Source organism: Microbacterium sp. A94 (assembly GCF_051842855.1).
GTDB lineage: Bacteria > Actinomycetota > Actinomycetes > Actinomycetales > Microbacteriaceae > Microbacterium.
Genome location: NZ_JBPXMU010000001.1, coordinates 1,066,529 through 1,080,742, shown reverse-complemented (window position 1 = coordinate 1,080,742; position 14,214 = coordinate 1,066,529). Strand labels below are relative to the sequence as shown.

The 14,214-nt window shown below is 62.9% G+C and carries 15 protein-coding genes; 9 read left to right on the top strand and 6 right to left on the bottom strand.

Annotated elements, in window-relative coordinates; translation table 11 throughout:
• The first annotated feature begins 105 nt into the window (after nt 1–105).
• The 3 genes from ACSU1L_RS05335 (at nt 106) to ACSU1L_RS05325 (ending at nt 2,040) form a co-directional block, all read left to right on the top strand.
• Entirely contained in the window at nt 106–564 is a 459-nt protein-coding gene (locus ACSU1L_RS05335; RefSeq protein ID WP_438253389.1) for a hypothetical protein, read from the top strand.
• The gene (locus ACSU1L_RS05330; RefSeq protein ID WP_438253390.1) at nt 554–856 is read left to right on the top strand and encodes a transcriptional regulator; all 303 of its coding nucleotides are present in this window, start codon (nt 554–556) and stop codon (nt 854–856) included. Before ACSU1L_RS05335 ends, ACSU1L_RS05330 begins: the two co-directional genes overlap by 11 nt.
• A 215-nt stretch (nt 857–1,071) precedes the next feature.
• A complete protein-coding gene (locus ACSU1L_RS05325) occupies nt 1,072–2,040 on the top strand; it encodes a zinc-binding dehydrogenase (protein ID WP_439254947.1) in 969 nt (322 codons plus the stop codon).
• 42 nt (nt 2,041–2,082) lie between these two features.
• Here ACSU1L_RS05325 and ACSU1L_RS05320 read toward each other — a convergent pair whose 3' ends face one another.
• Together ACSU1L_RS05320 and ACSU1L_RS05315 are read right to left on the bottom strand one after the other, a co-directional pair.
• Complete coding sequence (locus ACSU1L_RS05320; protein WP_439254946.1) at nt 2,083–2,895, bottom strand: arginase family protein; 813 nt, start codon at nt 2,893–2,895, stop codon at nt 2,083–2,085.
• Nucleotides 2,896–3,015: 120 nt separating this feature from the next.
• Nucleotides 3,016–4,206, bottom strand: coding sequence for a N(5)-(carboxyethyl)ornithine synthase (locus tag ACSU1L_RS05315; protein ID WP_439254945.1), 1,191 nt, complete (start codon nt 4,204–4,206; stop codon nt 3,016–3,018).
• Between the two features lie 158 nt (nt 4,207–4,364).
• On the opposite strand from ACSU1L_RS05315, the gene ACSU1L_RS05310 reads away from it, so the two are divergent.
• The gene (locus ACSU1L_RS05310; protein WP_438253394.1) at nt 4,365–4,940 is read left to right on the top strand and encodes an alpha/beta fold hydrolase; all 576 of its coding nucleotides are present in this window, start codon (nt 4,365–4,367) and stop codon (nt 4,938–4,940) included.
• Nucleotides 4,941–4,986: 46 nt separating this feature from the next.
• A complete protein-coding gene (locus ACSU1L_RS05305; protein WP_438253395.1) occupies nt 4,987–5,538 on the top strand; it encodes a HEAT repeat domain-containing protein in 552 nt (183 codons plus the stop codon).
• A gap of 11 nt (nt 5,539–5,549) precedes the next feature.
• Here ACSU1L_RS05305 and arfB read toward each other — a convergent pair whose 3' ends face one another.
• Both arfB and ACSU1L_RS05295 read right to left on the bottom strand, forming a co-directional pair.
• Nucleotides 5,550–5,993 carry an alternative ribosome rescue aminoacyl-tRNA hydrolase ArfB gene (gene arfB / locus ACSU1L_RS05300; RefSeq protein WP_439254944.1) on the bottom strand — a complete coding sequence of 148 codons (444 nt, stop codon included), beginning with the start codon at nt 5,991–5,993 and terminating at the stop codon, nt 5,550–5,552.
• Nucleotides 5,994–6,018: 25 nt separating this feature from the next.
• Nucleotides 6,019–6,453 (bottom strand): DUF6630 family protein, encoded by a 435-nt coding sequence (locus tag ACSU1L_RS05295; RefSeq protein WP_438253397.1) that lies wholly within the window; start codon nt 6,451–6,453, stop codon nt 6,019–6,021.
• A gap of 48 nt (nt 6,454–6,501) precedes the next feature.
• On the opposite strand from ACSU1L_RS05295, the gene ACSU1L_RS05290 reads away from it, so the two are divergent.
• Entirely contained in the window at nt 6,502–8,169 is a 1,668-nt protein-coding gene (locus ACSU1L_RS05290) for an ABC-F family ATP-binding cassette domain-containing protein (RefSeq protein WP_438253398.1), read from the top strand.
• Here the strand turns inward: ACSU1L_RS05290 and ACSU1L_RS05285 are convergent.
• On the bottom strand, nt 8,156–9,181 hold the full coding sequence (locus ACSU1L_RS05285) for an acetylxylan esterase (protein ID WP_439254943.1): 1,026 nt from the start codon (nt 9,179–9,181) through the stop codon (nt 8,156–8,158). The two genes, ACSU1L_RS05290 and ACSU1L_RS05285, sit on opposite strands and share 14 nt — an antisense overlap.
• Entirely contained in the window at nt 9,181–10,224 is a 1,044-nt protein-coding gene (locus ACSU1L_RS05280) for a LacI family DNA-binding transcriptional regulator (protein ID WP_439254942.1), read from the bottom strand. Before ACSU1L_RS05280 ends, ACSU1L_RS05285 begins: the two co-directional genes overlap by 1 nt.
• A 300-nt stretch (nt 10,225–10,524) precedes the next feature.
• Between ACSU1L_RS05280 and ACSU1L_RS05275 the strand changes: the two genes are divergently transcribed.
• Genes ACSU1L_RS05275 through ACSU1L_RS05265 form a run of 3 tightly spaced genes read left to right on the top strand, consistent with a single transcriptional unit; the run spans nt 10,525 to nt 14,148 of the window.
• Entirely contained in the window at nt 10,525–11,517 is a 993-nt protein-coding gene (locus ACSU1L_RS05275; protein ID WP_439254941.1) for an ABC transporter permease, read from the top strand.
• A complete protein-coding gene (locus ACSU1L_RS05270; RefSeq protein WP_438253402.1) occupies nt 11,511–12,443 on the top strand; it encodes a carbohydrate ABC transporter permease in 933 nt (310 codons plus the stop codon). Before ACSU1L_RS05275 ends, ACSU1L_RS05270 begins: the two co-directional genes overlap by 7 nt.
• 43 nt (nt 12,444–12,486) lie before the next feature.
• On the top strand, nt 12,487–14,148 hold the full coding sequence (locus tag ACSU1L_RS05265) for an ABC transporter substrate-binding protein (protein ID WP_439254940.1): 1,662 nt from the start codon (nt 12,487–12,489) through the stop codon (nt 14,146–14,148).
• Nucleotides 14,149–14,214 lie beyond the last annotated feature (66 nt).

The following is a 14,214-nucleotide window of genomic DNA, read 5'->3' as shown; positions in this document are numbered from 1 at the left end:
CGAACATCCAGTCGGCACCGCCATCAGTTTCCGCCATGCATCGGTCGATCTCCTGGCATGGGTGCGAAGTTGCTTAACTAATGGTTGAGTGATTGACTCAACCGCATGGAAAGTCATTTCGAGAATCAGCGTGACGCTGCATCCGTGCTCGAGGATCTCAGCACTGACCGTGGCCGAATCGGCGAACGGATCACGGCCGAAACCTGGTGGGCTGCACCTGCGCAGGGGTTGGGAGTGGCGCTGATCATCGGGGCACCCGCGGCCGGGCTGGCATGGGCGTGGTTGCCCTTTGCGCTCAGCGTGGGGGTGTTCGTCGGCGTTGAGCTGCTCTTTCGTAAGCGCAGTGGCTTCGGCATTACCCGACCGGCTGGTCCTCGCGGGTGGTGGTTGTTGGTTCCGCTCTTCTTGATTATCTTCTTCTCGGTTGTACTCAGCCTGGGATTCGCGCTGTTCGGTCTGACCGGATGGGTGGTTGCCGTCGCGGTGGCCGCGGGCGTCGCCACCGCGCTCATCGTCGTGGCGTATGACCGCGCGTATGCTGCCGAGGTGCGCCATGCGGGCTGAACCCCGCTTTGACGAGGCGATCCACGCGCCAACCCGGCTGCGTCTGTGTGCAATGCTGCGCCCGCTCGCCAATGCGGATTTCGCCGCGATTGCCGCGACGCTAGAGCTCAGCGAGGCAAACCTGTCGAAGACCGTGAGAAACCTCGTCGAAATCGGCTATCTCGTCACGAGTAAGCAGGCCTCGCCTCAGCGAGCGGACGCGCGGCAGACGACCACAGTCAAACTCACCGCACAGGGTCGCCGGGCTTTCGACGCGCACCTCGCGGCGCTGCGGGCGATGGCGGGCGACTGAGGCGTGTCTCTTGGCTGCCTGCTGACGACCGAGCTGGTGAGTGAGTGCTCCGAGCACCCGATCGAGCTCGAGCACCGCGCTGGTCGCTGGCGCGCGCGAGCACTAGTGAGGAACTGAACGATGCGGATCCGCCTGCCGGCGGGGCCGCGAGCAGCTCTGCATCACGCAGCCAGCCTGAGGGCTAGCGTCATCCGGCTGTATAAGATGGCATCACGATGCTTTCTCTTGCGCAGAAGCGGGCCGGAGTGCCGCTTGCGTTGGTCGATTCAGCTATCCCGCAAACGGGTCCTGGTCACGTGCGGATCAAGGTTGAGGCGGTCGGCCTGAATCCTGTGGATGCAGACCTTGTCGCGTCGGGAAACGCGGAGTGGTCCTGGCCGCACGTGCCGATCTTGGACGCAGCAGGTGTCGTCGACGCGATCGGTGATGGCGTCACCGAGTGGCGCGTTGGTGATCGAGTCGCCGCTCACGGCGACCTCCGCGCTCCCGGTGCGGCGGCACAGTTCGCCATATTCCGCGCGGAAGTTCTGGCACGGATCCCGGACGGCGTCTCTTTTACCCAGGCAGCAGCCGTTCCGTGCGCCGGCATGACTGCGTATCAAGCCGTACACCGCAGGCTCACTGTCCGTTCGGGGCAGAGCGTCCTCATTACTGGAGCCACCGGGGGAGTTGGCGGATTCGCCGTGCAGCTTGCCGCGCAGGCCGGTGCGCACGTTATTGCACTTGCCTCGCACGGGCATGAGGATGTCATGCTCCTCGGAGCCGCCGCCATCATCGATTCCCGCGCCGCAGATGCAGCCGAACAGATTCGTGCTGCCAATGATGGCCGCGGTCTCGATGCAATCGTGGACGCCGTCAGCTCAGCAAGCGCCACGCGCCACCTCGCCATGCTGAGGTATGCCGGTGGCATCGCCTGCATCGCAGGTCTGCCGGATCTGCACGCGATTCCGTCTTTCGGCATCTCGCCATCGGTTCACGAAATTTCTCTTGGTGCCGCTTACAGCCACGGCGAAGATCGCCACCGCCGCGACCTCAGCATCATGCTGACCGACCTGCTTGACCAAGTGGCCGCCGGCCGTCTTGTGGTGCCGATCGCACAGGTCATCGGTCTCGATGGAATTGATGCAGCGCTAACCGGAATGCGTGCGCGCCATACGCGCGGCAAGATCGTGGCTGTCATCTAGCGCCGACGCAACCGACGCATCTGAGGCAGCGGCCACCTCGTCTCAGCGCCGCAGAGCCTGGAATGTCTCGAGAATGAGTTCGATGCTGACCGGTGACGGGACTTCGGGAGCACCGTATTCGAACTCTGCGAGTTCCACGCCCTTGACGCGATCCGCCGGGAGCGCCGCGAAGATGTCAGCGATCTGATGCGGCAGCAACCCGTCCGGCACGCGGTATGCCGCGGGGATATAACCCGGCTCGAGCACATCCCAGTCGACATGGATCCACACGTCACGGCCGGCTACCAGCTCCGCCACGCGTGCCGGAGTGCTTTCACTCGGAGGCAGCACGCGAACGCCGGCTTCTACCAGGAGATCACCCTCGATCTGGTCAATATCGCGTCCACCCACGACGATGACCTGCTCCGGATTCAGACCTGCGCCGTGGCCGCTGTCCCACAGCCCGCATGCGGCCGCGAGTACCATTCCACCGAGGTATCCGGAGCCGGTGCTCTCCGGGGTGTTGAAGTCTCCATGGGCATCGATCCACAGCACGACCGCTCCGGGCTGACGGGCCGCGACTGTCGGCAGTGTTCCCAAGCTCGCAGCGCACGTGTTGGTCAGAAGAAGCGGCACCTGACCGGCATCCAGGACAGCGCTGACGGCATCCCGCAGGCCCTCCAACGTCTGCCGTGCAGCGGGAAGCGCGACACTCCAGTCGTCTACCGTTGCTGGAGAAGGCGTCCCGACGATGACCGGAGTGCGACCGAGGTAGGCGCTCAACGCATCCCCGGCCGCGAGCGCTCCTCGCAGCGCACCATCCGTGCGGTCCGCAACGCGGCCCTGGGAGATGATGATCCCGAAATCCTGTGCCATATTCATCCCTTCTGAGAGCTGCCGTTGCGGATTACCCACGTTGTCCGCACCCAATGTTTGCACGATCGTCGCGTTGCCGGTGCTAGAGCCAGCACGAACGCGGAGCAAGGCGGATCAGAACTAGGGCGCCGAGACGGCTAGCGCGTGCGGATAGTCCGAACTGCGATTCTGAAAACTCAGGATGCTCGGATTCTTGATGACGCCGTCCTGGATCTCGATCGCGCGGGAGAGGGTGACATTCGTCGCCCATGCGGACGGCCCTTCCATGACCGTTCGCATGAACGGCAGGATGGCCTCGCTGACCTCCCAGGTGGATGAGTTCCACAGGTACGACGGGCTGTGGTCGACGGCGTAGTAGTTCACACCGTGACCGACGGTGAACATCGGCTCCTCGAATGTGGTGGGCCGTGCCCACTCGAAACCCATGCCCAGGTCGCACGAAACGTCGATGATTAGGCTTCCCGCAGCGAAATGCTCCAGGTCCGCTGTCCTCAGATAGGTCAACGGCGCAGCGACGTCCTGGAAAGTGCAGTTGACGACGATGTCGTGCGATGCCAGAAACTCTGGGAGCAGGACGTTGCCGCTCTGTGTGAGGACCTCACTGAGATGGGTCGCGCCGCCGTCGGTGTTGAGCTGGGCGATGTGCGCGCTGTGAATTGGTGAAGCGACGGCTGCGACACCACGCTGGGTGAGAATCTGGATGTCGTGGATCCCCTGCGCGTTCAGCGCCGTCACGGCACCTCGTGCCGTGGCGCCGAAGCCGATGACAACCGCGCTGAGACGAGGCCCATAATCACCCGTCGAGCCGATCAATCTCAAAGCGTGCAGTACCGAGCTGTAGCCGGCCAACTCATTGTTCTTGTGGAACACGTGCAGGCTGAGATCTCCGCCTGGAGCCCAATGGTTCATCGCCTCGAAGGCGATTAGTGTGAGCCGGCGATCGATCGCCGTCTGCGTCATCTCCGCATCCTGCACGCAGTGCGGCCATCCCCACAGCACACGGCCCTCCGGGATCATCGCCACATCCGCAGCTTGTGGCTTGGGTAGAAGGAGGACATCAGCAGATTCGAGCACTTCGGATCGTTCCGCGATCCGGCCGACGCGTGACTCGACGTAACCAGGTTCCAGCTGGAAGTCAGAGCCGTAGCCACGCTCGACAATCATCCGCGCGCGCACGTCTGGATCGATCCGGTCCAAGTGGTGGGGATGTACGGGAAGTCGCCGTTCGTTCTCCATCGACGAGCCCGCGAGCAACCCGAGGGTGAGCAAGTCGGTGGGGGCGTGAGCGGAAGGTTGAGTAGTGCCGGACATCCGGACTCCCATCATTGGGGAACCAAAATCAGCTCCTTCTTTGACTGTACGTGTCTCGCGCACGGTTCCACGCCGATCCCCAACCGGTAACGTGGTGGCGTTCCCTTTCGCTCGCAGCGGTGGTGGAATGAATCGACGACACAGGAGGACAGACGACAGTGACGCACAAGCGCATCTTTGAAACGGAACGCCATGTCGTGCCGTATATCGACGAAGGCGAAGGCCCGGTGTCGCTGGTGCTGATCTCAGACCGAGATCTGGACGCAGACGGGCTGGGAGTCGTTTCGCATTACCTGGCAGAGGAAGCAGGCTTCCACGTCGTCCGAATCGAATCTCGTGGTCAGTCGAACGGCGTCGACGTGCCCATGAGCGACCGTGTGGCAGCCACCCTTGCGGTGATCGACCACCTCGAACTCGCAGACACCTGGATCGGCGGGTACGGGGCCGGCGGTACCGTGGCCCGAGTTTTCGCTGCGACACACGGCGACCGTGTGAACGGTCTCTTGCTGCTCGGAGTCGAAGACGAGCAGATTCCGCTTGCCCCGGCAATCCCGGTTCTGATCGTTCAGGCATCCGAGGACAAGAAAAACCTGTTTGCGGATGCTGAGAAGCTGCAGGCCACCGCGCCAGAGCGCGCCAGCATCAAAACCGTTAGCGGTGCCGATCATCTGTTCCCGGCGACGCACCCGATCGAGACCGCCGTCATCATCGAGGAGTATCTCGACTGGGATTGACTCTCCGCGTCTCGCAGGAATGCTGCTGAGAGCCTAGGGTTGATCTGTGCCTCGAAACTCTGCGGATGACTCCGCCTCCATTCCTGTCGATCTGCCCCTTGAACGACGACTGGCGGCTGCGGTCGAGCGATACACCGAGGCCGGTGTGATCGAACGCTCGCTTTCTCTGCTCGCCGGCAACAACGAGGGCGAAGACTTCCTGCTCTTCGTCGGAGGAGAGCATGCAAAGGGCATCCTCGATGGCGCCCCCGTTCTCTACTGGCCGGAGCTGTGGGGCCTTCGCGCTCTGCTCTACGTCTGGGAAGACTCGGCAGCACCGGCCGTGTTTGATGCCCTGAGCAACCCGGCCTGGCGCGTACGCGAGATGGCTGCGCGCGTCGCTGCCGCGCGTGAACTGGCAGCGGCATCGGCTCTCGCACGTCTACTCACCGACACCGTGCCACGCGTCCGCGTCGCGGCGGTCCGAGCCCTCGGCGCGGTCGGATCACTCGACGACATCGACCGGATGCGACCGCTGCTGAAGGATCCGGAAGTCGACGTTCGGCGTGGCGCGCAACAGGGCATCGACGCACTGCGCGGACGCTTCGCTCAGAACTGACGTTCGCGCCATCAGTCCGGGAATCCCGGTCGTCGGCGTGCCGCCTTCGTCTCAGACCGCTGGCGTTTACCGTCCAACCGGCGACGTTGCGAGCCTCTGGTCGGTTTGGTCGCACGGCGTACGGCCTCCGGCGCGATCGCATCACGCAGCAGAGCGCTCAGCCGCTCTCTCGCCGCAACGCGATTGCGGCGTTGCGACCGGTGCTCCGCCGCAGTGATGGTGAGCACCGAGCCGGAAAGCCGATCGGCAAGTCTCATCAGCACACGTCGACGTTGAACGTCGCTCAACGCCATCGTCGTTGCGATATCGAAGCTGAGTTGAACCCGAGAGTCGGTGGTGTTGACCCCCTGGCCGCCCGGGCCCGAAGCATGAGAGAACTGCTCGACCAGGTCAGCTGCGGGTATGCGCAGCCCGTGCGGAGCACCCGGCCCTGGTGGCACGTGCAGATCATCCATCTGATCAGTCTGCTACAGCATCCGATCAGGAGAACACGCGTGCGGTGAAGCCCAGCCGCTCTGCGATCTCGAGAATCTCAGCCGCATTCGACGCCGGCACGACAACCAGAGGAAAAGACTCGGCGTCTTCTTCGAGATACACCGCACGAAGCCCGAAAGGAGCCAGGATGCTGTCTGCTCGAGCGATCGCAACAGGCAGAGGCCCGTCCACATCACCGACTTCATCGACCTCAGCACCGGAGGCGAAGACGCGGGGAAGCTGGGCCAGCGCATCGGCGAGTTCGACAGCGGTGTCACCCCGATCCAGATACGCGAGAGCCCCCGCGTCATCGAGGCCGTCCAGCAGCGCTGCCCACGCTTCATCGTCACCGCTCGCGGCGGCAGATCGCACAGTGGGAAGAAGTTCAGGGTCGTCGTCCACGAGGTTGCAGAGACGGATCCAGTCATTGAGATCAGACACAGACAGGACGTTAGCATCCGAGCGCCGAAGCGATGCAAGGATTGAGCAATGACTGCAACGCTCGTCGCTCAAGACCTTGCCGGCGGATACGGCCACCGCACACTGTTCGATGGGCTGGATCTGACAGTTGCCGCCGGCGACGTGATCGGTGTGGTCGGCGCCAACGGTGCGGGAAAATCCACGCTGCTTCGTCTGCTCGCGGGCATCGATGAGCCCCAGGAAGGTACGATCGCGCTGTCGCCAGCGGATGCCTTCGTCGGGTGGTTGCCACAGGAGCACGAGCGCATCGTGGGGGAGACGGTCGCCGAATACATCGGTCGGCGCACCGGATGCGCACAGGCGACCAGAGACATGGATGCCGCCGCCGCTGCTCTCGGCGATACAACAGGAGCGGATGCCGGTGGGGCAGACCCAGCCGATGTTTATTCGACGGCACTGGAGCGCTGGCTTGCCAGCGGCGCCGCAGATCTGGAAGAGCGCATCCCGGCAGTGCTCGCCGATCTGGGGCTCGAATCGGGCGACACGCAGCTCACAGAGGCTGCGATGACTTCGCTCTCCGGGGGTCAGGCCGCCCGTGTCGGACTGGCCGCGCTGCTTCTTTCGCGCTTCGATATCGTCCTCCTGGACGAGCCCACCAACGACCTCGACCTGGATGGGCTGGAACGTTTGGAGGCGTTCGTGCGCGGCCTGCGCGGCGGCGTCGTTCTCGTCAGCCACGACCGCGAGTTCCTGGCGCGCTGTGTGACGCGGGTGTTGGAACTCGATCTCGCACAGGGAAGTAATCGCATCTACGGCGGTGGATACGATTCGTATCTGGAAGAGCGGGCAACGCTGCGTCGTCATCAGCGTGAGAAGTACGACGAGTTTGCAGACAAGAAGGCCGATCTCGTCTCACGTGCGCGCACGCAACGGGAATGGTCGAGCCAGGGCGTGCGAAATGCGATGCGAAAGGCTCCGGACAACGACAAGATCAGACGCCGGGCATCGACAGAATCCAGTGAGAAGCAGGCGCAGAAAGTCAGGCAGATGGAGAGCCGCATCGCTCGGCTCGACGAGGTCGAAGAGCCGCGTAAAGAGTGGCAGCTCGAATTCACCATCGGAGCGGCGCCGCGCTCGAGTTCCGTGGTGTCGACGCTCAGCGGCGCCCGTTACTCACAGGGTGCGTTCACGCTCGGCCCGGTCTCGCTGCAGGTGAACGCGGGCGATCGGATCGGCATTACCGGCCCCAACGGCGCAGGGAAATCCACGCTGCTGCGGGCGCTGCTCGGACGACAGCAACCGGATGACGGCACGGCGAGCCTCGGCGCCAGCATCCGAATCGGTGAGATCGATCAGGCCCGTTCGCTGCTGACAGGGCACCAGCCGCTTGCTGTGGCTTTCGAGGAACTCGTGCCGGAGATGGCGTCCGGTGAGGTGCGCACGCTGCTGGCGAAGTTCGCCCTGCGAGCCGACCATGTCGATCGCCCGGTCGACGAACTCTCACCGGGGGAGCGCACCCGTGCGGCCCTGGCGCTCCTGCAGGCAAGAGGCGTGAACCTGCTCGTGCTCGACGAACCGACGAACCACCTCGACCTGCCCGCGATCGAGCAGCTCGAGCAGGCGCTGGAGTCCTATGCCGGAACGCTGCTGCTGGTGACGCACGATCGACGGATGCTCGACACCGTGACGACGAACCGACGCTGGCACGTTGAGGCGGGAAGCGTCAGCGAGCTGTAGCCAAGGCTGCGGCCGCGCTCAACGGACTCGGTGCCCACTGCGCAACCGCTGCGAGCGATCGCCGCACGAAATGCGCGTCACCGCCTTCATGATGATTGTGCGGGTAGACCTCGATCTGTTTCTCTGGTTCATTCCCGCTGAGAGATCCGTAGTGATTGAACGCCGCGAACACGGTCGACGGAGGGCAGATCGAGTCGCGGAGCCCAACCGCGAACAGCGCGGGGGCGTCAGAGCGCCGACCCAGGGACGCCGCATCCACGTAGGACAGGGTGCGCATCACTTCGGCCTCGGCTCCGCGCTGCACCGACAGGAACTGCAGTACCTCGCCCCACGGGTGCTGCTCCGTGATCTCCAGTGCGCGAGCGGGATGACACAGGAACGGCACGCTCGCGATCAATCCGGCGAGCGAATCTGATAGCCCGGCGGCTGCGAGAGCCAGTCCACCGCCTTGACTGTTACCCACCAGCGTCACCCGCGAACCGTCGACGCCCGGCAGCGCGCGCACCGCGTCAACCGCTCGCACCGCATCGGTGATGAGACGTCGGTAGTAGTGCGTTTCGGTATCGAGGATGCCCCGCGTCAAGAACCCTGGTGCTGCCGGTGCTGCCCCGTGCGGGTCTGCGGTAGCGCCGCCCGAGCCGTACTGACCGCCCTGCCCCCGTGAATCCATCAGCAGATGGGCGTATCCGGCAGCTGCCCAGGTGATGCGCTCGTGCGCGAGTCCTCGACCACGCCCGTAGCCGAGGTATTCGACGACCGCCGGCAGAGTGCCCGTGACGCCGGCGGGGCGCGAGTACCAGGCACGAATGGGGTCGCCGGCGTAGCCGGCGAACGTCACATCCCAGGTGTCGATCATCGCGAGTCCGGTATCGATCTGCTCGATGCTCACGATCGTCGGATGCCGGCGAGCATCTGCGAGCGTCGCCGTCCAGGATGCATCCAAGTCGGCCGGCTCATCCAGTTCGGGCAGATACTCCTGCAGTGCGGGCAGCGCCATATCGAAATATGCCATCAAATACTCCCTGACAGAGGCGGTGCGGTGCTTTCTCTCACCACGAGATCAGTTGCCAGATCGATGCGAGACAACGCTGGCTTCTCACCGCGTGCGAGCTGCATCAACATCGTGGTCGCTGCTGAGGCCATGGCTTTGAGCGGCTGGTTCACGGTGGTCAGGGCCGGGCTGAACCACTGCGTCACAGGAAGGTTGTCGTAGCCGACCACGGAAAGATCGCGGGGCACAGCGAGACCGAGCTCAGCCGCGGCGCGCAACACTCCGATCGCCTGCAGATCTGAGCCGGCGAAGATCGCGGTCGGGCGGTCCTGGCGAACGAGCATCCGGCGAGCATGCTCATAGCCCGCTTCGATCTCAAATGTTCCGTGGACGATGAGATCCGCGTGCACGGCGAGCCCCGCAGCGCCCAGGGCGCTTCGGAAGCCATCGATGCGCGCACGTGAGCACAGCAGATCCTCGGGGCCGGAGATGACCGCGATCCGCCGATGACCGAGCTCAACGAGGTGTCGCGTGGCCACCAGGCCGCCGTTCCAGTTGTTGGAGCCGACGGTCGCGACGCCGGGCGGAAGCTCACCGGCCGTGTCGAGGACGACGAACGGAATCGATCTGCTCTCGAGCTGGTGCTGCTGTTGTTCCTCCAACGCCGACAGCACCAGGATCACGCCGACGGGGCGGCGGGCGAGCACTGCGTCCATCCAGCTCTGCTGGGGCCGTCGCTTGCCGCTGAACTCTGAGACCACGACACTTGCCCCGGCGTCCGCCGCCGCGGCTTCGACCCCGCGGATGATCTCGATCGACCAGGTGGAGGACAACTCGTGGAAGGCGAGGTCCACGAGGGGGACACGCGCTGGTGCCGGTCCGCGGGCGCTGCGGCGGAAGTCGCGCTCGCGCATCACTGCTTCTACGCGCGCCCGCGTCGCGTCAGATACGCCGGGTCGGCCGTTGAGCACCTTGGAGACCGTGGGCACAGACACTTCGGCCTCGGCGGCGACCGAAGCGATCGTCGACTGACCGGTGTTACGCCGGGGAACGGGAGAAGTCATCGGTGACCAGTTTCTGCTACCTGCGGATTCGGGGCTCTGGACGAAATATATCAGCAAGGCGCCAGCGGGAGTAAAACTCACCGATTCACGTAAACGTTGCAAACCTTGCGAACGTTTTCCATTGATAAAACGGGCCAAATTCTGACTACTTCTGAAAGTTAGCTTGACTTGCAGTGCGCCCGCGGTCTACGTTCTGAAAAGCGCTATCGACGAAGTCCACGATAGTTTCTCTCGCTCGACTCACGAGCGTCCGCCGGCACGTGTGCCGAGCCCAGAATGCGAAGACAAAGGAGTCATTCAATGGCGGTGATTGACGAACTGAGCACGAAAGCGACCGTGGTCGCGCCAACACCGGCGCAGCGACGCAAAGCGGACAAGAAGCTTCGCCCTGGCCGTTCGTGGAAACGAGCGCTGAGAAAAGACTGGCAGCTCTACTCGCTCCTGCTCCTGCCGTTGCTGTTTCTGCTGATCTTTCGGTATGCGCCGATGGTGGGAAACATCATCGCGTTCCGCCGATTCCGCCCCGGTGGATCGATGCTCGGCGATGAATGGGTCGGCTTCTACTACTTCGAGATGTTCATCAACAACGCTCAGTTCTGGCAGGTTTTCTGGAACACGGTGGTCCTGGGCGCTCTCACGCTGTTGATCTGCTTTCCGCTGCCGATCGTGCTGGCGTTGATGCTGAACGAGTTGCGCTCGCGCAGATTCAAGAAGATCGTGCAGACGATCTCGTACCTGCCGCACTTCATGTCGATCGTGATCGTCGCCGGCCTGGTTCTTCAGATCACGTCTCTCAACGGCACGGTCAACCAGATTGTGGAAGCTCTCGGCGGCGATGCGATCTCCTACATGCAGCGGCCGGAGTGGTTCCGCTCCATCTACATCACCTCCGAGGTCTGGCAGACCGTCGGATGGGGGACGATCCTCTACCTCGCGGCGCTGTCGACGCTTGATGATCAACTCTACGAAGCTGCTCGCATCGACGGAGCCAACCGTTGGCAGCAGACCTGGCACATCACTCTTCCCGGCATCCGCCCGACCATGATGGTGCTGCTGATCCTGAACATCGGCACTTTCATGGCCGTCGGTTTTGAAAAGGTTCTGCTCCTGCAGAACCCGCTGATCTACGCGACCGCCGACGTCATTTCGACCTACCTGTATCGCGTCGGCATCCAGTCAGCGCAGTTCTCCTACGGCACGGCCGTGGGACTGTTCGAGGCGCTGATCGGTCTTGTCCTTATCCTCTCCGCGAACTATATTTCGCGCCGCACGGTTGGAGCATCTCTGTGGTGACCGAAGCCATCGCCACCCCCGACATCGCATCGGTGCGGCGAGAGAATGGCGCAATCAGGGAGTCGACCGGGTATCGGGTGTTCCGCGTCATCAACGTGATCGTTCTCCTGATCATCACCGGCGTGATCCTGTATCCGTTCCTGAACCTGTTCGCGAAAGCGTTCTCTTCGGAGGGATACATCGCCGCGGGCGAGGTGAACCTCATTCCGCGCGGGTTCAACACCGAGACGTTCATCGTCGTGCTGAGCGATCCGATGTTCTGGATCAACTACCGCAACACCATCGTGTACACCGTGCTGGGCACGTTGATCGCCATGGTGCTGACGACAACGTACGCGTACGCGATCAGTCGGCCGTATTTGAAGGGGCGCTCCTTCTTCATCGGGGTTGCCGTTTTCACGATGTTCTTCTCCGGCGGCATGATCCCGAACTACATCCTGATCGGCAACGTGCTTGGCATGCGCAACACCATTTGGGCGATCGTGCTGCCTGGTGCGATCTCGGTGTTCAACCTGCTCGTCATGAAGTCCTTCTTCGAGAACTTCCCGACGGAGCTGGAAGAAGCAGCGGCCATCGACGGCCTGTCCACGTATGGAACGCTCGGACGAGTCGTGCTGCCGCTGTCCAAAGCGGTGTTGGCGACGATGACCCTGTTCTACGCCGTGAGCATGTGGAACGCCTGGTTCGGCGCATTCCTCTACCTCGACGACAAGAACCTGTTCCCGGTGACCATGTATCTCCGGAATCTGATCGCGTCGGCCACCGGCACCGAGGCGATCACCGGTGGAGCGGGGGATGCCGTCCAAATCGGCGCCAATATCCAATCAGTCACCATGCTGCTCACCATTTTGCCCATCGTCTGTCTCTATCCCTTCATCCAGAAGTACTTCGTCTCGGGCGTGATGCTCGGCTCCGTCAAGGGCTGAACGCGAGACGAAACCACCCGAAAGACCGTCACTAAGGAGAACCATGAGAACGTCACAGAAACGCGTTGCGGTCGGCATCGTTGCCGCCCTCACGATCTCACTCGCAGCATGTTCGTCACCCGCGGATGGAGGTGACGAACAAGGCGCAGCGGGCGAGATCGGTGCGGACCAGTCCGTCGGAGCGATGGAGGACTTCGCTGCCGGAACTACGTTCAAGGCGACCGAGCCCGTCGAATTCTCGCTGATGTATCGCGACCACCCCAACTACTCCGTGCAGGAGGACTGGTCGGTCTTCAAACACCTCGAAGAAGACAACAACGTCACCTTCGATCGCACTGATATTCCGCTCGCCGACTGGGACAACAAGAAGTCGCTGCTCGTGGGAGCAGGCGATGCATCCGCTCTGATTCCGGTCACGTATCCCGGTCAGGAAACGCAGTTCGTCTCGGGTGGCGCGGTGCTCCCGGTCTCGGACTACGTGCAGTACATGCCCAACTTCGAACAGAAGGCGAAGGACTGGGGTCTGCAGGACGAACTTGATGCTCACCGCCAGGCGGATGGCAAGTACTACCTGCTCCCCGGAGTTCGAGAGATCCCCGATGTGCAGTACTCGGTTGTCATCCGCGAAGACCTCTTCGAGAAGGCGGGCATCACCGAAGATCCCGAAACCTGGGAGGAATTCGCCGAGCAGTTGGCCGAGGTGACCGCGGCGAACCCCGACCTCTCTTTTGCGATGTCAGATCGATGGACGGATTCGCAGCCACTGGGTGCGATGCTGCAGTACATCGCCCCCAACTACGACACGATCGCCGGCTGGGGATACAGCAACAACCGCTTCGACGAGGCTTCCGGCGAGTTCCAGTTCACCGGGACGACTGACGGCTACAAGGAGCTGCTCGAGTACGCGGCCGGTCTTGTCGATGCCGGTCTGCTCGACCCCGAAATTACGCAGAGCGATGACCAGGCCATTCAGAAGTTCGTCTCCGGTCAGACCGCTGCTATCTCCGGCAACACGCAGGAGATCAACAGCTACCGAAGCAAGTTCGCGGATGCTGGCAACACCGAGGCGTCGCTGAAGATGGTTGTTCTTCCGGGCGGGCCCGCCGGCGGTTACCTCACAGGCAGCCGGCTTTCCTCCGGCGTCATGATCTCGGACGACGCGAAGGACAATGCCAATTTCCTCGCCATGCTGCAGTTCGTGGACTGGCTGTACTACTCCGACGAGGGCATCGAGTTCGCCCAGTGGGGTGTGGAGGGCGAGACCTTCACAAAGGATGCTGACGGCAAGCGCGAGCTGTTGCCCGAGATCGGATGGAACGCTCTCAACCCGGACGCACCCAAGAAGCTCAACGCAGACTTCGGCTACTCCAACGGTGTCTTCCTGCTGGCGAACGGCTCCTCCAAGGACCTGCTGCAGTCTGTCATGTCAGATGAGACGCGGGAATGGACCGACCAGGTGCTCGCTGTGAAGGAGATCGTCCCGGTAGCTCCCGCTGCTCCGCTCGACGAGATTGAACTCGAGCAGAACTCCCTGCTGGACACGCAGCTGAAGGATGCCGTGATGGCGGCAACCGCTGCCTTCGTCACCGGGCAGCGCTCCTTCGACGACTGGGATGCCTTCGTCGCCGAGATCGATGCACAGGGCGGAAAGCAGCTCATCGACACGATGAACGGCGCACTCGAGCGGGCGAAGTCTGCCAACTGATTCACTGCAACACATACGGGAGGGAGATGCGGTCGGTAGCCGCATCTCCCTTCCGAGGACATGAGA